At 66.1% G+C, this 22,515-nt stretch carries 21 protein-coding genes and 1 pseudogene; 9 read left to right on the forward strand and 13 right to left on the reverse strand.

The window, feature by feature from the left end; translation table 11 throughout:
* Positions 1 to 4 precede the first annotated feature (4 nt).
* A complete protein-coding gene (locus ACQCSX_RS18665; RefSeq protein ID WP_427016723.1) occupies positions 5 to 781 on the forward strand; it encodes a hypothetical protein in 777 nt (258 codons plus the stop codon).
* A gap of 53 nt (positions 782 to 834) precedes the next feature.
* On the opposite strand, the gene ACQCSX_RS18670 is transcribed toward ACQCSX_RS18665, so the two are convergent.
* Positions 835 to 2,013 (reverse strand): chitinase, encoded by a 1,179-nt coding sequence (locus ACQCSX_RS18670; RefSeq protein WP_427016724.1) that lies wholly within the window; start codon positions 2,011 to 2,013, stop codon positions 835 to 837.
* A 413-nt stretch (positions 2,014 to 2,426) separates the two neighbouring features.
* Here ACQCSX_RS18670 and ACQCSX_RS18675 point away from each other — a divergent pair, with 413 nt between their 5' ends.
* From ACQCSX_RS18675 to ACQCSX_RS18685, 3 genes are read left to right on the forward strand one after another with little or no spacing between them, the layout of a single operon-like run.
* Complete coding sequence (locus tag ACQCSX_RS18675) at positions 2,427 to 3,917, forward strand: polysaccharide deacetylase family protein (protein WP_427016725.1); 1,491 nt, start codon at positions 2,427 to 2,429, stop codon at positions 3,915 to 3,917.
* 48 nt (positions 3,918 to 3,965) lie between these two features.
* Entirely contained in the window at positions 3,966 to 5,831 is a 1,866-nt protein-coding gene (locus tag ACQCSX_RS18680; RefSeq protein WP_427016726.1) for a polysaccharide deacetylase family protein, read from the forward strand.
* Positions 5,828 to 7,207, forward strand: a complete 1,380-nt coding sequence (locus ACQCSX_RS18685) for a glycosyltransferase family 2 protein (RefSeq protein ID WP_427016727.1) — start codon at positions 5,828 to 5,830, stop codon at positions 7,205 to 7,207. Before ACQCSX_RS18680 ends, ACQCSX_RS18685 begins: the two co-directional genes overlap by 4 nt.
* Before the next feature lie 80 nt (positions 7,208 to 7,287).
* Here ACQCSX_RS18685 and ACQCSX_RS18690 read toward each other — a convergent pair.
* Together ACQCSX_RS18690 and ACQCSX_RS18695 are read right to left on the reverse strand one after the other, a co-directional pair.
* Positions 7,288 to 8,131, reverse strand: a protein-coding gene (locus ACQCSX_RS18690) for an IS5 family transposase (RefSeq protein ID WP_427018933.1) whose coding sequence is annotated in 2 segments (ribosomal slippage) — positions 7,288 to 7,824 and positions 7,826 to 8,131 — 843 coding nt in all. Because the reading frame shifts where the segments join, the coding sequence is not laid out codon by codon here.
* Positions 8,132 to 8,250: 119 nt separating this feature from the next.
* Positions 8,251 to 9,387 (reverse strand): hypothetical protein, encoded by a 1,137-nt coding sequence (locus ACQCSX_RS18695; RefSeq protein WP_427016728.1) that lies wholly within the window; start codon positions 9,385 to 9,387, stop codon positions 8,251 to 8,253.
* Positions 9,388 to 9,698: 311 nt separating this feature from the next.
* Here ACQCSX_RS18695 and ACQCSX_RS18700 point away from each other — a divergent pair, with 311 nt between their 5' ends.
* Together ACQCSX_RS18700 and sufU are read left to right on the forward strand one after the other, a co-directional pair.
* Positions 9,699 to 11,021, forward strand: coding sequence for an aminotransferase class V-fold PLP-dependent enzyme (locus ACQCSX_RS18700; protein ID WP_427016729.1), 1,323 nt, complete (start codon positions 9,699 to 9,701; stop codon positions 11,019 to 11,021).
* Positions 11,022 to 11,026: 5 nt separating this feature from the next.
* On the forward strand, positions 11,027 to 11,515 hold the full coding sequence (sufU, locus tag ACQCSX_RS18705) for a Fe-S cluster assembly sulfur transfer protein SufU (RefSeq protein ID WP_427016730.1): 489 nt from the start codon (positions 11,027 to 11,029) through the stop codon (positions 11,513 to 11,515).
* On the opposite strand, the gene ACQCSX_RS18710 is transcribed toward sufU, so the two are convergent.
* Together ACQCSX_RS18710 and ACQCSX_RS18715 are read right to left on the reverse strand one after the other, a co-directional pair.
* Positions 11,512 to 11,649 (reverse strand): hypothetical protein, encoded by a 138-nt coding sequence (locus tag ACQCSX_RS18710; protein ID WP_427016731.1) that lies wholly within the window; start codon positions 11,647 to 11,649, stop codon positions 11,512 to 11,514. The genes sufU and ACQCSX_RS18710 overlap by 4 nt on opposite strands.
* A 136-nt stretch (positions 11,650 to 11,785) precedes the next feature.
* Positions 11,786 to 12,595, reverse strand: coding sequence for a response regulator transcription factor (locus ACQCSX_RS18715; protein WP_427016732.1), 810 nt, complete (start codon positions 12,593 to 12,595; stop codon positions 11,786 to 11,788).
* A gap of 282 nt (positions 12,596 to 12,877) precedes the next feature.
* Between ACQCSX_RS18715 and ACQCSX_RS18720 the strand changes: the two genes are divergently transcribed.
* Positions 12,878 to 14,452 (forward strand): sensor histidine kinase, encoded by a 1,575-nt coding sequence (locus ACQCSX_RS18720; RefSeq protein ID WP_427016733.1) that lies wholly within the window; start codon positions 12,878 to 12,880, stop codon positions 14,450 to 14,452.
* Here the strand turns inward: ACQCSX_RS18720 and ACQCSX_RS18725 are convergent.
* From ACQCSX_RS18725 to ACQCSX_RS18745, 5 genes are all read right to left on the reverse strand, one after another.
* Positions 14,449 to 15,354 (reverse strand): hypothetical protein, encoded by a 906-nt coding sequence (locus ACQCSX_RS18725; protein ID WP_427016734.1) that lies wholly within the window; start codon positions 15,352 to 15,354, stop codon positions 14,449 to 14,451. The genes ACQCSX_RS18720 and ACQCSX_RS18725 overlap by 4 nt on opposite strands.
* 56 nt (positions 15,355 to 15,410) lie before the next feature.
* A complete protein-coding gene (locus ACQCSX_RS18730; RefSeq protein WP_427016735.1) occupies positions 15,411 to 16,139 on the reverse strand; it encodes a hypothetical protein in 729 nt (242 codons plus the stop codon).
* On the reverse strand, positions 16,136 to 16,747 hold the full coding sequence (locus tag ACQCSX_RS18735; protein WP_427016736.1) for a signal peptidase I: 612 nt from the start codon (positions 16,745 to 16,747) through the stop codon (positions 16,136 to 16,138). Before ACQCSX_RS18735 ends, ACQCSX_RS18730 begins: the two co-directional genes overlap by 4 nt.
* Before the next feature lie 12 nt (positions 16,748 to 16,759).
* On the reverse strand, positions 16,760 to 17,353 hold the full coding sequence (locus ACQCSX_RS18740; protein ID WP_427016737.1) for a hypothetical protein: 594 nt from the start codon (positions 17,351 to 17,353) through the stop codon (positions 16,760 to 16,762).
* A 103-nt stretch (positions 17,354 to 17,456) separates the two neighbouring features.
* The gene (locus tag ACQCSX_RS18745; protein WP_427016738.1) at positions 17,457 to 18,038 is read right to left on the reverse strand and encodes an alternate-type signal peptide domain-containing protein; all 582 of its coding nucleotides are present in this window, start codon (positions 18,036 to 18,038) and stop codon (positions 17,457 to 17,459) included.
* Here ACQCSX_RS18745 and ACQCSX_RS18750 point away from each other — a divergent pair.
* Positions 18,031 to 18,255 (forward strand): hypothetical protein, encoded by a 225-nt coding sequence (locus tag ACQCSX_RS18750; RefSeq protein WP_427016739.1) that lies wholly within the window; start codon positions 18,031 to 18,033, stop codon positions 18,253 to 18,255. The genes ACQCSX_RS18745 and ACQCSX_RS18750 overlap by 8 nt on opposite strands.
* Before the next feature lie 85 nt (positions 18,256 to 18,340).
* Positions 18,341 to 18,679: a hypothetical protein gene (locus tag ACQCSX_RS18755; protein ID WP_427016740.1), complete on the forward strand. Its 339-nt coding sequence runs from the start codon at positions 18,341 to 18,343 to the stop codon at positions 18,677 to 18,679.
* Positions 18,680 to 18,728: 49 nt separating this feature from the next.
* On the opposite strand, the pseudogene ACQCSX_RS18760 reads toward ACQCSX_RS18755, so the two are convergent.
* From ACQCSX_RS18760 to gmd, 3 genes and pseudogenes are all read right to left on the reverse strand, one after another.
* A pseudogene (locus tag ACQCSX_RS18760) lies at positions 18,729 to 20,157 on the reverse strand (phosphomannomutase/phosphoglucomutase).
* 121 nt (positions 20,158 to 20,278) lie between these two features.
* Complete coding sequence (locus ACQCSX_RS18765; RefSeq protein ID WP_427016741.1) at positions 20,279 to 21,247, reverse strand: GDP-L-fucose synthase family protein; 969 nt, start codon at positions 21,245 to 21,247, stop codon at positions 20,279 to 20,281.
* A 2-nt stretch (positions 21,248 to 21,249) separates the two neighbouring features.
* On the reverse strand, positions 21,250 to 22,278 hold the full coding sequence (gmd, locus tag ACQCSX_RS18770; RefSeq protein ID WP_427016742.1) for a GDP-mannose 4,6-dehydratase: 1,029 nt from the start codon (positions 22,276 to 22,278) through the stop codon (positions 21,250 to 21,252).
* Positions 22,279 to 22,515: the final 237 nt, after the last annotated feature.

A 22,515-nucleotide genomic window follows, 5' to 3' on the forward strand; every position in this document is an offset into this window, starting at 1 on the left:
TGGCGTGTCCAGCGGAGAAAAAGGCCGCCGGCCCTGGGTGCAGGGTGCGGCGGCATCCGTTGTGGCGGTGCTGGCGCTCGCCGCCTGCGGGCCGGGGCCCGCGCCGACACCGTCGCTCACCACGGCCGCCGGAAAGTATCCGTGGCACACCGGCATCGTCTCCACCACCTTCTGGGTGGGGGAGGTCTTCGACGCCAAGGCCTCGGACGGCTCCCAGGTGTATTCCACCTACGACGGGCAATGGGAGAGCAGCTACGGTGGCTGCGACGGCGTATTGTCACCCGCCTGCGAGACGGAGAAGCGCACGGCGGCCAACGGCTTCATGCCCTCGTCCATGACCCCGAAGGAAAACCCCTTCTACCTGGATCTGCCGTTCGATGACATCAACGATCCCAAGGCCTTTGCCCAGCGGGCCACGGTGGTGCCCTGGGCCAACGAGGCGGCCTACGCCCGGCAGGCCACGGAGCGCAGCGTCAGCTACATGAAGAACAGGTGGGTGCGGATACGGCTGGGATCGGCCGTCTGCTACGGCCAGATCGAGGACGCCGGGCCGGGCCAGTACCACGACGCGGCCTATGTGTTCGGCTCCGACGATGCGCGCCCGGCGAACAAGAACTTCAACGGTGCCGGCATGGATGTCTCGCCGGCCCTGAACGGCTGCCTCGGCTTCAAGGAGCTGAACGGGCAGGACGACAAGGTCGACTGGCAATTTGTGGACCGGGCCGATGTGCCGGACGGTCCCTGGCTGAAAATCGTGACGACCAGCCCCGTCCGGCAGTGAGCCACGCAGTGATCCAGGAGTGAGCCACGGAGTGGACGCCGAGGCAGGCCCACCTACCGCATGCTGCCCCTGAGGGCGCCGCCGAGCACGCTGCTGAAGGCGCCGGCCGGGTCCGGGGCGCCGGAGCAGACATGGCTGGCGCCGCCGCTGCCGCTGGCTGGGGCTCCCGTGCAGGGACCGTCCCGGTTCAGCGACCACATGGAGACGCGGGCCGTGCCGCGGGCCAGCGCAAAGGCATGCAGGGCGGCGGCCGCGTCCAGGCCGAAGAGATCGCCGGGCACATCGTTGGCCCCGACCATCGGCGTGAGCCCGATCTTGGCCCAGACCGCCGGGGAGTCCAGGCTCTTGCCGAGGCGCTGGTAGATGATGCTCAGCTGGGACTGGGCGGCGGTGGCCGCCGATTCGGAGGCCTGCGCCATGGTCTGGCTGGGGCTCCGGCTGGCTCCGTAGTTCATGGTCATCAGGTTCACGCCGGACAGCTCCACACCGGCCTCGATCATCGCTGAGACGGCGGTGGTGCCCTCGTCCGTGAGCCCCCGCGGTGAGACGGGCAGCGTCAGCCAGACGCCCAGCGGGTGGCCCGCAGCGGCCCGTTCGCGCTGCAGGGCGGCCACCACTGCCGCCCGGCGGAAACTGGCGCCCAGATCAACCAAATTGGCCGCCTCGATGTCGAAATCCACCACGCTCAGCGCATAGCGCTGGACCACCTCGCGGTAGGCCGCCAGCAGCCGGTCCGGATCGGTGCAGGCATTGGCCAGCTCGGTGTTCACGGATCCACCGAAGGACACCGCGGCGTCTCCGCCGTGCCCGCGGAGGGTCTGGATGCGGCTCTGGAGGCCCAGCTGGGCCTGCGCATCGTCCAGGCTGTAGTCCAGCCCCCAGCGCGGTGTGCAGGGATCGCCGGCATCGGCCACGACGAAGGCCAGCACCACGTTCTTGTGGGCGTCGTCCACCGGCTCGTCAAAGGCGTAGGCCGGCAGCACCGTCACGTCCACGTAGCCGGCAAACCATGCGCCGGCCTTGATGGCGGCGTCCCGCTGGATGATCCAGACGGACAGGGCCGCAAGTGCCAGCACGAGCACCGCGGCGATGGCGCCGCGGATCCGCCGCTTGTGCCGCCGCTCCTGCAGATCCGGCCCGGGCAGCGGCCCAAAGCGTTGGTGCTGGAGGCGCAGCTGGCGCCGGCCCAGCGGCGCACCGGGGGACTGGCTGTCTGCGCTGATGCCAATCACCCCCTGCACTCTCGTGCCGTGCGCCGTCGGGACGGTCCATGTGTGGGCATTCTATGCCCACGGGTGCGCCGAGTGGGCGCTGCGGAGTTTGCGAGTAGCGGACCAAGTAGTGGCAAGTGGTGCAGCGCCCGCCTCCGGGCCCGCGGCCGAAAAGACGGGTAGGGCATACTCGTGTGGGGTGCGGACCGGCTCCCTACGCTGTGGTTATCAGTCGGTGGCAAGCTGCCGGGGGAGAAAACGGGTCTCGTAGTGGATATTCAGTGTTCGTGGGCATCTGGAGGTGCTGTATTTGAGCTTGCCCGGGCCGTTAGGCCCGTGGCGCACAAGCGGGGACCGGTGACGAATAAGCCTTTGAGACCAAGGCTTTCCCCCAGTCGTCACCGGTCCCTTGTACGTGCGGCGGGAGGGTCGGCATGAACAATAGCCAGGACCGAACCGGACGTGCGCCCCGCGCACGGCTGGCCGACCTCTTCCACGCCGGTCCGCACCGGACCCAGCTGCTGCGCACCCGGCGCGCGGCGGCCGGATGGTTTTCCGCCATGGCCCTGGTGGCCGCCGGCGCGGCCCTGATGCCGCCGATGGGATCCACGGCCCTGGCCGAAGCGCCCGACGCCGGGCCCACCGCCGTCGCCCGCGCCACCCGCACCCCGCCCCCGGGGACGCCGCTGACCAGTGTGAGCCTGACCTTTGACGAGGGCAGCAACGACCAGCTGGCCGCCGCCGCCATCCTGGACAAATACGCCCTGCACGGCACGTTCTTTCTCAACAGCGGATTCGTCGGGCAGCCGGGCTACATGACCCGCCCCGACATCCAGCAGCTGGCCACGGACGGTCACGAGATCGGCGGCCACACGCTGTCGCTGGCCGATCTGGCCTCGATGCCGCCGGACGAAGCCGTGCGGCAAGTCTGCAACGACAGGGTCAATCTGGCCGCCTGGGGGTTCAAGGCCACCTCCTTCTCCTACTCGTTCCCCACCATTACCGCGGAAACCGAGGCCATCGTGGCCGGCTGCGGCTACAACAGTGCCCGGGGAATGGGCACTGTGGCCACCGCCGTGGACTGCTCCGGCTGTGCGCCGGCCGAGGCGGCGCGCCCGGCGGACCTGTTCAACACCCGTGCCACCTCCGAGGTCGGTGCCGCCTGGTCCCTGGCGGATCTGAAGGCCTCCGTGTCCAACGCCGAGGTGGCGGGCGGCTGGCTGCAATTGGTGTTCCACGCGGTGGACGACGCCGGGGGCTCACGCTCCGTGACGCCGGCGGTCTTTGACGCCTTCTGCGCCTGGCTGGCCGATTTGACCACGGGGGGCGCCACCTTTGTCCGCACCGTCCACGAGGTGGTGGGCGGGGTGGCCCAGCCCGTGGTGGCGGGGCCCGTCCCCGCGCCGGCAGCCCCGGGGGAGAACGCGCTGGCCAACCCCGGGCTGGAAACACCCGGCCAATGGGGACTGCCGCAATGCTGGCGGATGTCGCCCTACGGTGCCAATTCGCCCACCTTCACCATCGTTCCCGGGCACAATGGCGGCACGGCCGCCCGGCTTGAGATGGCCGGCTACAAGAACGGCGATGCCAAGGTGCTGCCCGCCCTCGACCTGGGCGCCTGCGCACCGACGGTGCTGCCCGGCCACAGTTATGACCTCAGCGCCTGGTACACCGCCACTGAATCCACCCAATTCGAGCTCTACTTCCGCCGGGCCGACGGCAGCTGGACCTACTGGACGGCCAGCCCGTGGCTGGCCCCGGCGGACACCTTCAGCCAGGCCCGCTGGCGCACGCCGCCCGTGCCGGCCGACGCGGTCGCCCTCAGCTTTGGCCTGAACTTGTTCGACAACGGCACTTTGACCACAGACGACTACTTCATGACCGATGCCGCCACCACGGCATCTGCCACCACGGCACCGCACTAGGAGCCTACGGAATCCCGCACACCCCTAACGACGAACCGAGCTGAAACTATGAAGACCACACCCGAAAGCGAGCCGGGGCGCACCCGGGTCCTGCAACTATTGCGGGCGGGGGCGACGGCGTTGGTCGTCTTCGCGCTCGCGGCCGGGACCGCCGTCGTGGCGGCGCCACCGGCCCAGGCGGCACTTCCACCGACGGTCGTCTCCTTGAGTTTCGACGACGGCAATGCCGACCAGCTGGCCGCCGCCAACACCCTGACCCAGCTCGGGCTCAAGGGCACGTTCTACATCACCTCCGGGTTCGTCAACAACCCCGGCTACCTGACGGTGGCCAACCTCAACACGATGAAGAGTGCCGGGCATGAAATTGGCGGCCACACGGTCACCCACCCCGACCTCACCACGCTGCCCGCCGATGAGGCCACCCGGCAGATCTGCAACGACCGCGTCAATCTGTCCAAGTGGGGCTTCACCACCACCAGCTTTGCCTACCCCTTCGCCGCGGAAAACGCCGCCGTGCAGACCATCGCGAAGAACTGCGGCTACAACAGCGCCCGCGGCCTGGGCGACATCCAGACCCGCTTCGGCTGCCAGGGCTGCGCACTCGCCGAGACCATCCCGCCGGCCAACCCCTACATGATCCAGGCCCCCGACGAGGTGGACAACACCTGGACGCTGGCGGACCTGCAAAGCGTGGTGACCAAGGCAGAGCCCGCCGGCGGATGGATTGAACTCACCTTCCACCACATTGCCGCCACCAGTGCCGACCCGCTGAACATCACCCCCACCCTGTTCAGCCAATTTGCCAAGTGGCTCAAGGCACGGCCCACCACCACCTCGGTCAAGACCGTCAACCAGGTGATCGGCGGAACCGCCAAGGCCCTGGTGAATGGTCCGCCGGTGCCGCCGCAGGGGACGGGCAACCTGGTCCGCAACCCCGGCCTTGAGACGTTGGTGGGGGGCGTGCCGCAATGCTGGCAGGCCGGAGCCTACGGAACCAACACCTACGCCTTCACCCGGGTCACGCCCGGGCACACCGGGACCAGCGCGGAAAAACTGGTGATGACCGGCTACCAGAACGGCGATGCCAAATGGCTGCCGGCCCTTGACCTGGGCGGCTGTTCGCCCACGGCCACCCCGGGGCACACCTACCAGCTCGGCGCCTGGTACACCTCGAATGTATCCACCCAGTTCGTGCTGTACTACAGGACCGGCCTGGGATCGTGGACCTATTGGACCTCAAGCCCCTGGTTTGGTGCGTCCAGCTCGTACACCAAGGCCACCTGGACCACCCCGGCGCTGCCCGCCGGGGCCTCGGGGATCAGCTTCGGCCTGAACCTGTTCGCCAACGGCACCCTCACGACGGATGACTATGAGATGTTCGACGTCGCCACGCTGCCTCCACCTCCGCCGCCGGCACCGGGAACCAACCTGGTGAAGAACGCCAGCCTTGAAACGGCCGGCGGCGCCACACCGCAGTGCTTCCAGACCGCCGGGTTCGGCACCAACACCGCCGCCTACTCCACCGTGGCGTCCTCGCACACGGGCACCAAGGCCGAGCAGCTGGTGGTGAGCGCCTACACCTCCGGTGACGCGAAGCTGCTGCCCACCATGGACACCGGTGCCTGCGCCCCACCGGCGATAGCGGGCCACACCTATTCGCTGCGGGTCTGGTACACCTCCACCACATCAACACAATTTGCCCTCTACTACCGCAACGCGGCAGGTGCCTGGGTGTACTGGACGTCCAGCCCGTGGCTTGCGGCCACGGCAACGTACACGCAGGCCGTCTTCACCACCCCTGCCCTGCCGGCAGGAGCCACGGCCATCAGCTTCGGGCTCAACCTCTTCGCCACGGGCACCCTGAAGACCGATGACTACGCGATGTATGACACCGTAGGAGCCCCGAAGCCATGATCCTCTTCTATATCGTGCTGGTGCTGGGATTAAGCACCGTGTTCTGGACGGTGGCCGGCCTGATGCGGCTGGCCACCGAGCAATGCGTGCGGGCCGTTGCCGCGGTGCGGCAGTTCAAGGTGCACCATGCCGGCACCCTGAACCCGTTCCGCTCCGTGGGCGACTACCTGGATGTTCCGCTGGCGGAAAAGCCCTTCCTGACGCCGGAGGAAATGGCCCGCCACCGGTCCCGCGGCATGCGGATCAAGCCGTGGTCCGTGGCGGTGCTGATTGCCGCCCACAACGAGGCCATGGTCATCACCGAGACCATCCGCACCGTGGCGGTGCTGGTGCCGCTGCACAACATCCACGTCATCGACGACAAATCCACGGACGAGACGGCGTCCATCGCCCGGGCGGCCGGTGTGCGCGTCCTCGAACTGGAACGCAACAAGGGCAAGGCCGGGGCGCTGGCGGCGGGCATCGAGTATTTTGAGCTCTGCCGCCGGTTCAAGGTGGTGATGGTGCTCGACGCCGACACACGGCCGACGCCCGACTACCTGACCACGGGGCTGCCGCTCTTTGACGACCCCAGCGTCGTGGCCGTGGCCGGCCGGGCCAAATCCATCATGGATCCGCCCGCGCCCACCTGGCTGGGCCGGTTCCTGGTCAACTACCGCGAACGGCTCTACATCGTGGTCCAGCTGCTGCTCAAGTACGGGCAGGCCGCGCGCGGTGCCAACGTCGTCTCCATCGTGCCGGGCTTCGCCAGCATGTACCGGACCACGGCGCTGGAGAAGATCAACATCCTGGCCTTGGGGCTGGTGATCGAGGATTTCAACATGACCTTTGAGGTCCATGCGCAGAAGTTGGGGCGGATCGCCTTCCACCCGGGCGCCGCCGTCGCCTACACCCAGGATCCGGACACCTTTGCCGACTACATCAGGCAGGTGCGGCGCTGGCAGCTGGGTTTCTGGCAGACGGTGCGCCGGCACAAGGGACAGTTGTCTAGGTTCTGGCTGGTGCTGGGCATCTACATTGTTGAGCTGGTGGCCAGCTCGCTGTTCTTCGTGCTGCTCATCCCGGCGTTCCTGCTCTCACTGGTGGCCGCGGCGGCCGTCGCGGCCGGCGACCACAACACGGGGCTGGCCATCGTCGCCGGGTTCCTGCGGCCGCAGGATGTGCTGATCGGGGTCTTCCTGCCGGATCTGCTGCTCACGCTTCTGGCGGTGTTCTCGCTGCGCAAACCGTCCCTGCTGCTGATGGCGCCGCTGTTCCCGTTCATGCGGATTGTGGACGCGGCCATTTGCCTGCGGGCCCTGCCGGCGGCGTTCTCCGCCACGTCTTCCGGCGCCTGGACCAGCCCCACCAGACGGGTCCAGCGCAGCACAGTGTGAAGCTGGCTTAAAAGCCTGCGGGGCGGAACCGTTGCCGGTTCCGCCCCGCAGGGTGTTAAGGGATCAAATCCCCAGTGGTGCTAGGGCGTGTCTCCCAATGCGGCGCTCCAGATGACGACGGCGTGCAGGACGGCCGCTGAGCGGTAGGTGAGGGCCAGTTTGTCGTAGCGGGTGGCCAGGGACCGCCATTGCTTGAGGGTGTTGAAGCTGCGCTCGACCACATTGCGCCGTTTGTAGGCGTCCCTGTCGTATCTGACGGGGCGTCCCCCGGCGGAGCCCTTGCGTTTCCGGTTGGCCTTCTGGTCGTCCTTTTCCGGGATAACGCACTCGATGCCCCGCCCGCGCAGGTACGCCCGGATTGCTTTGGAGGAATAGGCCTTGTCGGCCATGGCCCGGTCCGGGCGGGTGCGGGCCCGGCCGGGACCGGGCCTTTCTACCTTCAGGGCCTCCATGAGGTTCTCAAACATCGGCGAGTCCCCGCCCTGGCCCGGCCCCAGCAGCAGGACCAGGGGACGCATGTTGCCATCCACCAGGGCGTGGATCTTGGTGGTCAGCCCGCCGCGGGACCGGCCGATGGCATGGTCCTCAGGCTCGTCGAGCAGATTCCTGTAATTCGACAGGTCCCCCTGTGTGGCGGGGCAGGTTCGTGCCGTGCTGGTGGGCACGGTTGACCGTGGAGTCGATCGAGACCTCCCAGTTGATCAGCCCGGCCGTGTCCGCGCGGGTCAGCAACGCCGCCAGGACCTTGTCCCAGGTCCCGTTGGCGGCGTTGCGGCGGTGGTGCTTCCACACGGTCTTCCACGACCCGAAATAGGCAGGGAGATCACGCCATGGGATCCCTGCCCGGTAGCGGTAGATGATGCCCTCGGTCATCAGCCGGTGGTCGTTGAAGGGTCGGCCCGGTTTCCCCGACGAATCGGGCATCAACGGGGCAATGGACTCCCACTGGGCATCGGACAACACGGAATAGCGAGAAGGCACCCATCAATCATGCCAAACCGCAAAACCACTGATTAGGAGACACACCCTAGCTCCTGACGGTGCTAGTTCTTCACGCCGGAGGTGGTCACGACGTTCAGCCACGGACCGGCCGGAACATTGGCGCGGTCCACGAAACGCCAGGAGACGTGGTCGTTGCTGCCGTCCAGCTCGGCAAATCCGAGGCAGCCGTTCAGTGCCGGGGAGACGTCGGCGCCGGCGCCCTGGGACGCATCGGCCGAGAACTGCTTGTTCGCCGGGCGGGCGTTGTTGCTGCCGAAGACGTAGCCGGCATCGTGGTAGAGCGCGCCGCTGGAGGGCCCCGCGTCCTGGATCTGGCCGTAGCAGGTCTTGCCGTTGGGGCCGGTCAGCTGGACCCAACGGTTCTTCATGTAGCTGTACGCGCCGTTCGTGCAGTTGTCCTTGCCGGTGGCGGCGTTGTCCGCCTTGGCCCACGGGATGGTCGAGCAGCGGGTGGCGAAGGCGGTCGGGTCGTTCAGGTCATCGTAGGGCAGGTCCAGATAGAACGGGTTCTCCAAGGGCTTGGGCGCGGTCTTGGGGAAGTAGCCGTTGGAGGCATCGCGGCGCTCGGTGGTGCACTTGAAGCTGTTGCCGGAGCCGGTGGCGACGCCATCGCAGCCACCGACAATGCTGCCGGCGCAACCGTCGGCAGTGGAGGGGACGGTGCCCTTGTTGATGCCGGTGTGGGCGAAGGCCCACTGGCTGCTGTACGTGGAGCAGACCTGCGAACCGTCAGCGAGGCTGGCGTTGAAGATCTCGCCCACCCAGAAGGTGGTGCTGACAATGTTGGTGTGCAGCGGGTAGTTGCCCGCGGCCGGGGCCGGCACGGGAGCCAACGCCAACGCCGGGGGAGCCGGGGCAGGAGCCGGCTTGGCGGCCGGGGCCGGGGCAGCGGGTGCCGGTGCGGGAGCGGCAGGAGCTGCCGTCGACGGCTTGGCGGCGGCCGTGGGCGTGGCCGACGGCTTGGCGGCGGAGGTGGTCTTGGTCGCGGTCGCCGAGGGCTGGGCCGGGGTGGGCGTCGCGGTCGGCTTGTCGCAATTCTTCCGGTGGGAATCCCAGCGGCAGTTGTTGGACGCGTTGGATGAGTGGGACGGGTTGGCAGCGTTGGCAGCGGAAATGGTGGCCATTCCGCCGAATACCAGGACAAACACGGTGATGAGCACAGTGCTGAGACGTTTCATGGTTTATAAGCAAATCTGTTTGGGGGCATGGGCATGCAAGGCACACGGAAACAGTGGAGACCTGCCTCGCCGACAACCGGTCAGCCGTGATGGCTTCGGTTGCGTCATGTCGGTGCACCACCGGGCCCTCGAAGGCCCGTTGCCGCACGGTTTTCTCCCCAGAAGATGCCGGCATCGGTGGTGCTACTGGAAGCAATCCTACATTAATCACGTTTGGGTAACGGAAGCCGGTCGAGCCTAAACTGGTGGTAGGCACCCAACCAGCCACGAATTTCCTGTGGATGTTGCGGGCACATTAAGGAGCATCACACGTGGACGCCGTACATGATTCCGGACCCTTGGACAACGCCCAGGTGCGCCGGATCCGCAACGATTTTCCGGTCCTGGGGCAGCAGATGTCCGGGCGCGACCTGGTCTATCTGGACTCCGGCGCCACCTCGCAAAACCCGGTCAGCGTCATGGAATCCGAGCAGGAATTCTACGAACGACGCAACGCCGCGGTGCACCGCGGTGCCCACTCGCTGGCCACCGATGCCACCGAGGCCTTCGAGGATGCCCGTTCCACGGTGGCCAAATTTGTCGGGGCCAACGACGACGAGCTCATTTGGACCTCCAACGCCACCTCGGGGCTGAATCTGCTGGCGTACTCCTTCTCCAACGCCAGCACCGGCGACCTTGGTGCCGGCGCCGCGCGCTTTGCCCTGGGCCCGGGGGATGAGGTGGTGGTCACCGAGATGGAGCACCACGCCAACCTGATCCCGTGGCAGGAACTGTGCCGGCGCACGGGGGCGGCGCTGAAATACATCCCCATCGACGACGACGGCGCCCTCCGGCTGGAGGAAGCCGCCGCCCTGATCGGCCCGCGGACCAGGGTCCTGGCCTTCACCCATGCCTCCAACGTGCTCGGCGCCATCAACCCCGTGCCGGTGCTGGTCGCCATGGCCCGCGAGGTGGGTGCGCTGGTGGTGCTGGATGCCTGCCAGAGCGCCCCGCACCTGCCGCTGGATGTGAAGGCCCTGGATGTGGACTTTGCTGTCTTCTCCGGCCACAAGATGCTGGCCCCCACCGGCATCGGCGCCGTCTACGGCCGCTCGGAGCTGCTCAACGCGATGCCGCCGTTTTTGACCGGCGGATCGATGATCACCACCGTCACCATGGAGCGCGCCCAATACCTGGACGCCCCGGCCCGCTTCGAGGCCGGCACCCAGCCCGTATCCCAGGCCGTGGCGTTGGCTGCAGCCGTGAACTATCTCGACGAGACGGGGATGGACCGCATCCACGCCTGGGAGGCCAGCCTGGGCCAGCGCCTGGTGGCCGGGTTGGCCGCCATTGACGGTGTCCGGGTGCTGGGCCCCAAGGCGGGCGTGGAGCGCACGGGGCTGGCCGCCTTTGACGTGGCCGGCGTGCACGCGCACGACGTCGGGCAGTACCTGGACGCCGCGGGCATCGCGGTGCGGGTGGGGCACCACTGCGCCCAGCCGCTGCACCGCCGCCTGGGGCTGAGCGCCTCCACCCGCGCCAGCACCTACCTCTACAACACCACCGACGACGTCGATGCCCTGCTGGAGGCGGTGGCGCAGATCCGCCCCTACTTCCGCGTCGACGCCGGAACCCACGCCGGAACAGGAAAGTGAGCCCCATGCAACACAACAGCGCCATGGACGCGATGTACCAGGAGATCATCCTGGACCACGCCAAGCTCCGCAGCGGCTCGGACCTGTCCGCGGAGGCCGCGGCGGAGAACTCCTATACGCCCGGCTGCGGCCAGGTCCACCAGCTCAATCCGGTCTGCGGGGATGAGATCACCCTGCGCCTGAGCGTGGACGGCAACACCGTGGAGTCGATCCACTGGCTCGGCGAAGGGTGTTCCATCTCGATGGCCTCGGCGTCCATCCTGGCCGAGCTGGCCACGGGCATGCCCGTGCAGGAACTGCGCGACACCATTGACCAGTTCCGCGAGGTGATGCGCTCCCGGGGTGCCCTGGCCGCCGACGAAGAGGTGCTCGGCGACGCCGCCGCGCTGGGCGGGGTGTCCAGATTCCCCGCCCGGGTCAAATGTGCCATGTTGGCGTGGGTGGCCGCCGAGGGAGCGCTGGCCCAGGCGAGCACTCCCGCATCGGCGGATTAGGGGAGGACCGCCACCATCAGCATGAAGCTGGTGAGGATCCCCACGATCGCCACGGCGAGGTAGGACTGCCACACCGCGGGTTTCGTGAAGCGGTGGCTTCCGTGCCATACCCGTTCAAGATTGTTCGCGTCCATACCCACCACGCTAGACCTGCCCTCCGACACGTCCTAGCGTGGTGCGTACTGCACTTGCCGCGCAGCATACTCTAATCCGCCCCGCACTTACTCGTCCCCTACGCAGGTCCTTCCGGCCGCGTGGAGATCCGATGCCCTATTGGGTCAACTGGTACCCGATGCCGCGAACCGTTTTGATCCACCGCGGCGAGCGGGGGTCGTCACCGAGCTTCCGGCGCAGATTGGCCATGTGCACTTCGATGGTTCGTTCGTCCGAGTCGTTGATGTAGCTGCCCACGTCATACGCTTCACCGCGCAGGTGGCGCACAAGATCGGCCTTGGAACGGACCAGCTTGCCGCTTTCCATCATGGCCAGCAGCAGGTCGAATTCAGTGCGGGTCAGGTCCATTTCCGTCCCGTCAAGCTCCGCGGTGCGGGTGGCCCAGTTGAGGGACAGCCCGGAGTGGACCACGGGTTGGTGCTGACCGGCTTCCGGAACGCTCGCCACGCCGGGAGCAATACCCTCAACCGGAGCTAAGCCAACAGCCGGAGAGGAACCGACAACCGCGCCGGCACGCACAGGGTCGCCCGGGGAAACCCGGGGACGGCGGAGCATGGCGCCCACACGGGCGCGGAGTTCGCGGGGGCGGAAGGGCTTGGTCAGGTAGTCGTCGGCCCCGGTCTCAAGGCCCAGGAGAGTGTCCAGTTCGTCGGCCCGTGCCGTGAGCATGATGACGTAGCAGTCACTGAAGAGCCGGATGCGGCGGGCCACTTCAAAACCGTCGATGTCCGGCAGGCCAAGGTCAAGGGTGACCACCGATGGACTGTGGTCACGCACGGCCGCGACCCCCGCCGCTCCGTTGCTTACCGTGTGGACCTCAAAACCGGACTGGTCCAGAACCACTTTGATAAGTTCACGAATATCCTGGTCGTCCTCAATAACCACGGCAACACGAGAACTGTCCATAACTACCCTCACCACAAAGAGACCTGCTGCCCATAATTGGCAGGAATTGACGCACACAACCGCACGCATTTGAACAGTATGACATCATCATTGTCTACGGCCCTGAGCATTGTCCGGAGCCCCTATAGGCCTCAATGAAATTCCGCGCCACAAGCAGTCCGTCGGCGCGCGTCCCAAGATGGAAGTTCCTTGACTGAAACCGCAGCTGACAGACTGATTCGCCGTCATTTTTACGAGCGCTCTTTGCGCGCCAAGGTAATTCTCACCCAAGCGCCGCTCAGCATGACAGTCATCTTGATGGTGGCCCATGCCGCGGCCATCTACCCAAGTGTTTTTGCTGATCCCATCTTCGCCATGGGCCTGTGGATGCATGCCGCCATCCTGGTCCTGTGCGTTGCAGTCCCGTGGGACAGGCTCCCGCATCCCACCTTTCTGGTCATTCCGTACCTGGATTTTGTGGCTGTTGGCTTTACCCGCCAGGGCAGCCTGCAATACGCAACGTCGGCCGGATTGCTGATGCTCTTTCCCGTCTTTTGGCTCTCGGCCTCCGGCCTGGCCCGCAAGACGGCAATTGCCAGCAGCGCTCTGGGCACTCTGCTCATCGTGTGGACGCCCCTTTTTGTTTCCTCTGCCCCGCTGAGTGTGGAGCTCTTGGCCAAGCCGCTGCTCTTTCCCTTCATGATGGCCGGGTTTGCCGTTGCGGTGGTGACCTTGACGTTGAGCATGGACTGCCAGCGCCAGCGGGTCATGGCCAAGGACAACCAACTGCGCGCCGCCCTGAATGCCAGCCGCCACCGCGAACAGCTTCTTGCCACCGTCCTGGACACGGTTGCCGTGGGCCTGGTGGTGGTGGACGCCCACGGACATGACCAGTTGATAAATTCCACCCAGCAGGCCGTCCACCGTTTGGCCGTTCCGGAGCATCTGGCGGATCCAGAGGAGAAGGACCTGCTGGTCTTTGCAAGGGACAAAGCTACCCCGCTGGGCGCCGAGGAGCGTCCCGTCCGCCGCGCTGTCAAGGGCGAATCCTTTACCAATTACCAGATCTGGATCGGCTCCGGGGACAAGGCCCGGGCATTTTCAACCACGGCGCGCACCATGAAGGACGACGACGGCAGCTACGATGGCGCCGTCGTCGCGTTCCATGACAACACGGACATGCTTGCCGCCCTGGCCGCCAAGGATGATTTTGTTGCCAACGTCTCCCACGAGTTCCGCACCCCCTTGACGTCCATCCAGGGCTACCTGGGCCTCGCCCTGGATGAACCGGAGCTTCTTCCCGGGCCTCTGGTGAAGTACCTGGAGGTGGCCGAGCGCAACGCCGAACGGTTGAGCGGGCTGGTCTCCGATCTGCTCACCACGGATTCCCTGACGGTGGAGAGATCGCTGACCGACGTGGCTGGCCTGATCGTGGACAGCCTGGCATCGGCGAGCCCGGCCGCGGCAATCAATGATGTGCAACTGGTGCACCAAGCGCTTTCAAGCATTCCTGCCGTGGTGGATCCCGTTCGGATCGGCCAGGTGCTGGACAACCTCGTGTCGAACGCCATCAAGTACTCGCCCGACGGCGGAACGGTCACCGTGCGTGCCTGGGCCGACGGCGGCGACCTCCTGTGCGAGGTGGAAGACACCGGCATGGGCATGAACAGCACCGAGCAGGCAGAGGCGTTCAAGAAGTTCTTCCGCGCCGAACCGGCCCTGCAGCGTTCCATTCCCGGCCTCGGCCTCGGCCTTCGGATCACCAGGTCAATCGTCGCCAAGCACGGCGGAACCATTGGCATCCGCAGTGAACGCAATGTAGGCACCACCATGAGGATTGTCCTGCCGGGCTGCGTACCCCAACCGGCCGAAGCCTAGTCACCCATCGAATCGCTCCAGAAGTAGTAGCGGACCACCTTGTAGGTGGGGTCCCCGGCGATGGAACCGTTCATCGGCTGGATCCGGAAGGTGTAGTCGCCGTAGTACGGCGCAGACACGTCCCCGGGATTGACCGGATTTCCGTAGGCATTGCGGGCCGCCTGCGGGAACGTCAGGGTGGTTGAGCGGCTGCTGGTGGTGAATTCCGTGCCGTAGCTGGAAGTCTTGGACTTCACGGTGACCACATAGCTGGTGGTGCCGGCTGCTGCCGGCCAGTTGACCGCGATGGTGGACGTGGTGGCGCCCCGCACTGCGGGCTGCGCGGTGGGGCTGGCGGTGCCCAGCGGCGACGGCCCGGGGGAGGCGTAGTAGCAGTTGGTGGAGTCGTTCTGCGCGTATGCGTAGCTCCTGTAAACAGCGTCCCCGGTATTGCCGCCGTTGGTGGGCTGGATGCGGAGGATGTAAAGGCCATAGGCAGCCGGAAGGTTGCGCACCAGCGTAAACGTCGCGGAGGCAGCCGTAACGGATTGGCTGGAGATGTAGGAATAGCCCGTGCCCGCAAAGGACAACGTCACTGTGTAAGCCGTTGAATTGGCCGCCGCGGGCCACATGAAGATAAAGTCCGAATCCTTTTCATGCAGTGACGCCTGGTTCTTCACCGACGCGCACGTAATCTTGTTTGCGTTGATGGCGCCCGGCCGCACGGCGAGCACCGGGGCGGCCACCACATTTCCGGACAACGGCGGCGGTGTGGGTGCGGAGCCGGCCGTGATGGCGATGGTTGCCGTGGCGCTCTGCTGCCAGTTGGCCACGGCGGCAGCAGTCCCGCCGCCGACAATCACTGTCACCACAAACGCCACCACGGATGCCTTGAACCCCGGCAGGACACGGAGCCGCTGCACCCACCCCCGAGCGTTGTGGTTCACTTCCGGAACACGGACCGGGGGTGTCTGGCGTTTCATGGATTGCGTCTCCGCTTGGCTATCGCTACGAACAAGAACAGGACACCGGAGAAGGCCAACAGCTGAGTGGGCCGCTGGTCGTTGCCCACCACATTACTTTGCAGAGCCCTGCTCATTTCCAGGTTTCCCTGGTGGCCGACGCCGGATGGCTCGCTGGGCGTGCTGCAAGCGGAGACGGCCGCACCGCCGCCCAGCCCCTGCACAAGGAAGATCAGTTCGACGCCGGCCGATTCACGCCGTGTTGCGTTGGTGGCCGCCAATACCAATCCGAGGGCAAGGTCTATCCGCAGCGTCTCGCCTGCAGCCAGCACCCAGCCCTGAAGAACATTCCGGCACTGTCCGGGACCCGCCAGTGGCACAGTGACGGCGGCATGGCCTGGCGACCCGGCCAGGAGCTCCAGGGAATTGGTCAGGACGGCGCTTCCCGCACCCGATCTCACGGCAAGGTCGAAAGCCGCCGGATCGGCGCCGGCATTGCGGACCCAGACGGTCCCGGGCCGGGTTTCCCCGGGCACCAGCCCTGCAAGATCCGGGAAGACGGCCGGTTCCTGGCTGCTGGTGAAGTGAATGCCGTCGCTGCTCAATTGCATGGCCGGTCCGTCGTCGGCAGCGGCAGGCGTCGCCGCCAGGCCGGCCAGTACCGCCGTCAGGATGCCTCCGGCCAGCACGGCCGCCGTTTGCCGGAGGTGGACCTTTGTGCGCCGGCCTGGCCGGACGGGGTTCATGGCGTTGGTCCGGATTCCTTCTTGGAGTCCTTCTTTGCCCGGACACCCTGGATGGTGCTGAAGGCGCCAAAGCCAATCAAGCCGGCCGCCACAATGGGGATGATCATGCCACGGTTCGTTTGGCCCACGGTGTTGGCCACGAATCCTACAAAGGGAACGGCGTAAAGCAGTTTGCCCCTGACCTGTGGTGCGTGAACGGGTTCGGCGTCGGCCAGGGAGTTGTTGTCACCCTTGGTGGCGAACACCTGCTCCCCGGACTGCGTAGTTCCCACCGAGATGATCCGGTGGCTGATCACCGCTGGCTTGCCGGACTCGATTTGGTACGTGATGATGTCCCCCACCCGTAGATCGGCAAAAGGCGTGGGCTTGACCACCAGGAACGTTCCGGGCGCATATTTCGGAGCCATGGAATTGGTCAAGACAGTGTAGGTCTGGGAGCCGGTGGCAAGCGGAGCCACCACCAGGACCAAGGCAGCCAGAGCCGCAACAATGAACAACAGGAACCCCACGCTGCGGCCCATCAGTCGCAGCCAAGGACGTGCCGTGGTGGGGGCGGTCTCCGCGGTGGCGGACTCGGCCGCAATGGTGGCTGTCGTGGTGGCGGTCATGGCGTTTCTTTTCTATTGCTGTGTGACGACGATGGGAATGGTGACACCGGCGGTGCTCCCTGCCAGGCCGGCAGGTGTGGCCGCGCTGAGGGTGACTTGGAAGCAAAACACCCCGGTAGCGCCCTTGGCGATATTCAGGGCAGGGAGGTCGGTGGTGAGCGCCGAGGTGTACAGGGCGGCACTGGAACACTGGTCCAGGGCCGCTGCGGCCGCTGCCTTGACGCTCAAGTAGCCCGCCAGCCCGCTTCCGTTATCGGTTTTGCCGGGCGTGGAGCCGATGGCGGCCCGGATGGTGAAGTCCCCGCCGGCGTTGGTGACGTTTCCCAGCTGGACCCCGGCGTAGGCGGCCTGTCCGGGGACGACGACGCCGGCTGGCGTCGTCGTGAGTGCGATGGCGGCGGCAGCCCCGTCAGAGAGCGTCATGTCGGTGGTGTTGTTGGTCTGGGTGTCGGTCAGGCTGACCCGGAAGTCCGCTGCCTGTACGGTTCCTGCATTGGCACTGACCGCATTGTTCCAGAGGGCGTAGCTGCCCTGAACGGCCAGGAGCCCAAGGAGGACTGCGGCCAGGACCAGGCCGGCCGCCTTCATCATTCGGGAACTACGCATGACATCTCCGCACGGGGTGGTGGTGCGCCGGCCATGGCCGGCACACCACCGGGGTCTTCGAACGGTGGCTCGGCCGTTCCCGTTTGGGGTCCGGCTGCCTCGGCTACAGAGCGTTTGCGGTGGCGGGTGCCTGCTGCACCAGCGCGTCTGCGGTGGCGGGTGCCTGCTGCACCAGCGCGTAGCCGATGCCGCCGAGGTTGTAGCTTGCGTTGGTCGCGGTGCGGCCGGTGGTGGACGTCTTGAACGTGAAGGTGGTGGACGCTTTCACCAGGCCTGAGTCGGCCGGGGCCAGCACGTCCGTGGGGAGAACCTGGGGACCGCTGGAGGTGAGCTTGGTCAGCGTTGTGGCACCAACAACCACGGAGCTGCCGAAGGGCGCCGTAGTGCTGTCGGCCCCGCCGCTGGTGACAGCCAGTTTGGCCTTCATCAGGTCACCCGTCAGCGTCACAGTCACATCCTGCGCGTAGGTCAGGACATCACCGGGAACCACCTTGTAGGTGGAAATGTCGGCGATGACGGTGCCGGCCGCGTTGGTCCACTTGCCGTTGCTGGCTACCAGGTTCAGATCACCCGAAACCACCGAACCCATCGTTGCGCTCTGTGCCTGGTTCCAGGTAGCCAGCGTTCCGCCGCCGCCTACCAGGAGGATGACGCCTACGCCGGTTGCAATTGCGCCTTTGACCATCTTGTTCATTGTGAGACCCTTGTTCAAGTTTTTCCCGGCGGTTTTCCTGCCGATGGGTCTAACTATCCGGCACGCTTCTCATGAAATGGCGCGCAAAATCTGGAAGATCCGCGGAAGAATGGCGCAAGAATTCCTCAATGCTCAAGATCGTTATGGAACCTCAAGATTCCGGCAGGATACGGTCAATTTCGCCTGGAATCCGGCCGTTTGTTGCTGACGCGGAACTACAGTTGAGCTCTAAAAGTCGGTACGGGACGGAGGGAAAACACGTCATGACACATCGGCGCCCCCCGTTGGTGAGTTTGGCCCAGCTGCATTCCCTGGAGGACTCACTCGGCGGCGAAACCGCGCTGTGCCGTGGCTTTGTCAGCAACTATGTAGACATGTGGGCCGGCCGGTTTCAGAGGTTGTCCGATGCCGTGCAGGCGGAAGATCTGGATGACGCCATGGATGCGGCCCTGAGCGTGTGCACGTCAAGCCACATGGTGGGTGCAGTGCGTCTGGAAAAGCAGACAGACGAGCTGATCCAGTTCCTGCGCCAAGGCAGCCTTCCCAGGGCATGCCAGGTGCTGCCCTCCTTGGGGCAGTGCGGACAGCAGACAGCGGCCAAATTATTGGAAAGCTACGTTAGACGCAGCTAAAGCCGCTTCCGGCCGCCCCGCCCCTCTGGTCGAGCGGAGCCGAGACCCCCTACCCCGCCACCCGCACAAGTCCCAGCACGGCGTCGCGGAGCTCCACCATGGTGGGGGCGTCCACGGCCTCGGCGTTCAGGCGCAGGAACGGCTCGGTGTTGGAGGCGCGCAGGTTGAACCACCAGTCGCCGTTGTCGGCGGCGAACGTCAGCCCGTCCATCTCGTCCACGCTCACGCCCTCGCGCGCGTAGGCCGCGCGGACGCGGCCCACGGCGGCGGGGACATCGGCCAGCTTGGAGTTGATCTCGCCGGAGGAGATGTAGGGCTCGTATTCGCGGCCGAGCCCGGACAGCGGGCCGTCCTGCTCGCCCAGGGCGGCCAGGACGTGCATGGCGGCCAGCATGCCGGTGTCCGCGTTGTAGAAGTCGCGGAAGTAGTAGTGCGCGGAGTGCTCGCCGCCAAAGACGGCGCCCTCCTCGGCCATGACGGCCTTGATGAAGGAGTGGCCCACACGGGTGCGGACCGGGCGGCCGCCATCGGCGGTGACCAGCTCCGGCACGGCGCGGGAGGTGATCAGGTTGTGGATGACCACGGGGGTCTCCTCGCCGGCGGCCTTCGCCCGGGCGATCTCGCGCCGGGCCACCAGGGCCGTCACGGCGGAGGGGGAGAGGGGGGCGCCGAGCTCGTCGATGACAAAGCAGCGGTCCGCGTCGCCGTCGAACGCCAGGCCGATGTCCGCGCCATGGGCGACGACGGCGGCCTGGAGGTCGCGCAGGTTTTCCGGTTCCAGCGGGTTGGCCGGGTGGTTCGGGAAGGAACCGTCGAGCTCGAAGTAGAGCGGCACGATCTCCAACGGCAGGGCCGGGAGCAGCGTGCCGCCCAGCACGGCGGGGGTGGTCATGCCGGCCATGCCGTTGCCGGCGTCCACGACGATCTTCAGCGGGCGGGAGCCGGAGAGGTCCACCAGGGAGCGCAGGTACTGCGCGTAGTCCTTCAACACGTCGTGCACGCCGATCGCCCCGGGGCGGATGCCCGCAGCCTCCGTGTCGGGGAGACCCTCGTCGAGGTAGGTCTGGGCCAGGGCCCGGATGTCCTCCAGCCCGGTCTCGGAGGACAGCGGCACGGCACCGGCCTTGGCCATCTTGATGCCGTTGTACTCGGCCGGGTTGTGGCTGGCGGTGAAGACCACGCCGGCGGCGTCCATCGAGCCGCAGGCGAAGTAGAGCTCATCGGTGGAGATCAAATCCAGCAGCACCACCTCCGCGCCGCGGGCGGTGGCGCCGGCGGCAAAGCCGCGGCGAAGTCGGGGAGGAGGGGCGCATGTCCCCGCCCACCAGCACGCGCTCCCCGGACAGCCCCAGGACATCCACGAAGGCGGCACCCACCGCCTTGACCGAGGTGGCGGTGATGGTTTCGCCCACGATGCCGCGGACGTCATAGGCCTTGAAGGATTCCGAAAGGTCAATGGTGGTGTTCTCTGTGGTAATCACTAATTCATAATACGTGCCAAAATACGAATACCTCTGCAATAGCCGTCATAAAACAAAGCCCCGGTTAACGGATTGTTTCCGTTAACCGGGGCTTCATGTTTCCAAGCGAATGGAGGCGCTATTCGCGGATGGTGTCGATGTGGGTGCGGTACCACGGGACGGTGTTGCGGATGCCGTCCTCCAGGTTGATGCTGGACCGCCAGCCGGCTTCCGCCAGCTTGGAGACGTCCAGCAGCTTCTGGGGCGTGCCGTCCGGCTTGGACGTGTCCCAATCCATTTCACCGGTGTAGCCGACGGCGTCAGCCACAATGCCGGCCAGTTCCTTGATGGTGACATCGGTGCCGGTGCCCACGTTGACCTGGTCGGGACCGTCGTAGTTTTCCATCAGGTGCAGGCAGGCAGCGGCCATGTCATCGACGTGCAGGAACTCGCGGCGGGGATCGCCCGTGCCCCAATTCGTCACCAATTCCGTCCCGTTCTTGACAGCCTCGTCATAGCGGCGGATTAGCGCCGGGAGGACGTGCGAGCCGGTGGGGGAGAAGTTGTCTCCGGGGCCGTACAGGTTGGTGGGCATCGCGGAAATCCACGGCAGCCCGTATTGGCGGCGGACCGCCTGGATCTGCAGGATGCCGGCAATCTTGGCAATGGCGTAGGCATCGTTGGTCGGTTCCAGATGCCCCGTCAGCAGGGAGTCTTCCCGGATGGGCTGCTCCGCCAGCTTGGGGTAGATGCAGGAGGAGCCCAGGAACAGCAGCCGTTCCACACCGTGTTCGCGGGCCGCGTCCAGGACGTTGACCTGGATGCGCAGGTTGTCGCTGAGGAAGTCCACCGGGAAGGTGCTGTTGGCCAGGATCCCGCCCACCTTTGCGGCGGCAAGGACCACGTAGCGCGGCTTGGCCTCGGCGAAGAACGCGAAGGTGGCGTCGCGGTCCTTGAGGTCCAGCTCGGCGGAGGTCCGGCCCACCAGGTTGGTGAAGCCGTTCTCCTCGAGCCGGCGCCAGATGCCGGAACCGACCAGCCCGCGGTGGCCGGCCACGTAGAACGTTGCGTCGCGGTCCAGCGGACCGGGTGTGAAGTCAACGTCCATGGCTAGGCGTTCCAGCTGGCCAGGTCAACGGCGTCAACCCAGTGGTTGCCGGAGTGCTTCAGAGCCTGGATGTCGGCGTCCACCATGATGCGGGCCAGTTCCGGCGTCTCCACGGTGGTCTTCCAGCCCAGCTTCGCGTGGGCCTTGGAGGGATCGCCGATCAGGGCGTCCACTTCGGTGGGCCGCAGGTAGCGCTCGTCGAACTTGACGTGGTTCTCCCAGTTCAGGCCAACGTGGTCGAAGGCAACCTGCAGGAAGTCCTTGACCGTGTAGCCCACGCCGGTGGCCAGCACAAAGTCCTCGGGCTCGTCGGCCTGGAGCATGCGCCACATGCCTTCGACGTACTCTGCCGCATAGCCCCAGTCACGGACGGCATCCAGGTTGCCCATGTAGAGCTCGTTCTGCTTGCCAGCCTTGATGGCGGCCACGGCACGGGTGATCTTGCGGGTCACGAAGGTCTCGCCACGCCGGGGGGACTCGTGGTTGAACAGGATGCCGTTGACGGCGTACATACCGTAGGCCTCGCGGTAGTTCTTGGTGATCCAGTAGCTGTAGACCTTGGCGGCACCGTAGGGGGAGCGTGGGTAGAACGGGGTGTCCTCGCCCTGCGGCGGCGGCGTGGCACCGAACATTTCGGAGGTGGAGGCCTGGTAGAACTTTGTCTTGATTCCGGACATCCGCACTGCTTCCAGCAGACGGACGGTGCCCACGCCGGTGGTGTCGGCCGTGTGCTCCGGCTCGTCGAAGGACACCCGGACGTGGGACTGTGCGGCCAGGTTGTAGACCTCGTCGGGGTTGATTTCCGCCAGCAGAGTCACCAGACGTGCGCCGTCACTCAGGTCGCCGTAGTGCAGGAACAGCTTGGCCGACGGATCATGGGCGTCAACGTAGAGGTGATCGATCCGTGCGGTGTTGAACGTAGAGGCCCGGCGGATGAGGCCGTGGACTTCGTAACCCTTCTTGAGCAGCAGCTCTGCCAAGTAGGAGCCGTCCTGGCCTGTAATTCCTGTAATCAAAGCGCGCTTGGTCAACGCAGATCCCCCTGGTGGTAGTCGCGCGCGGTCATTCGCGCAAGGACAAGTTTAGTCACGACAAACATAGTGCATGGGACTCCATTCGGGCCCTTCATGTCGGCCGGGCTTCATCTAGTGCTTTGACCGGAAAGGTTGCCCGGGTTGGGAACGTGCCACTCTGGTGGCGTGGCTGATCGTGTGAAAGTGCGCCGGCTCAGTCCGGCAGAAGGTCAACGGCTGCAGCGGATCGTGCGT

The sequence above is a fragment of the Pseudarthrobacter sp. P1 genome (assembly GCF_050156935.1).
GTDB lineage: Bacteria > Actinomycetota > Actinomycetes > Actinomycetales > Micrococcaceae > Specibacter.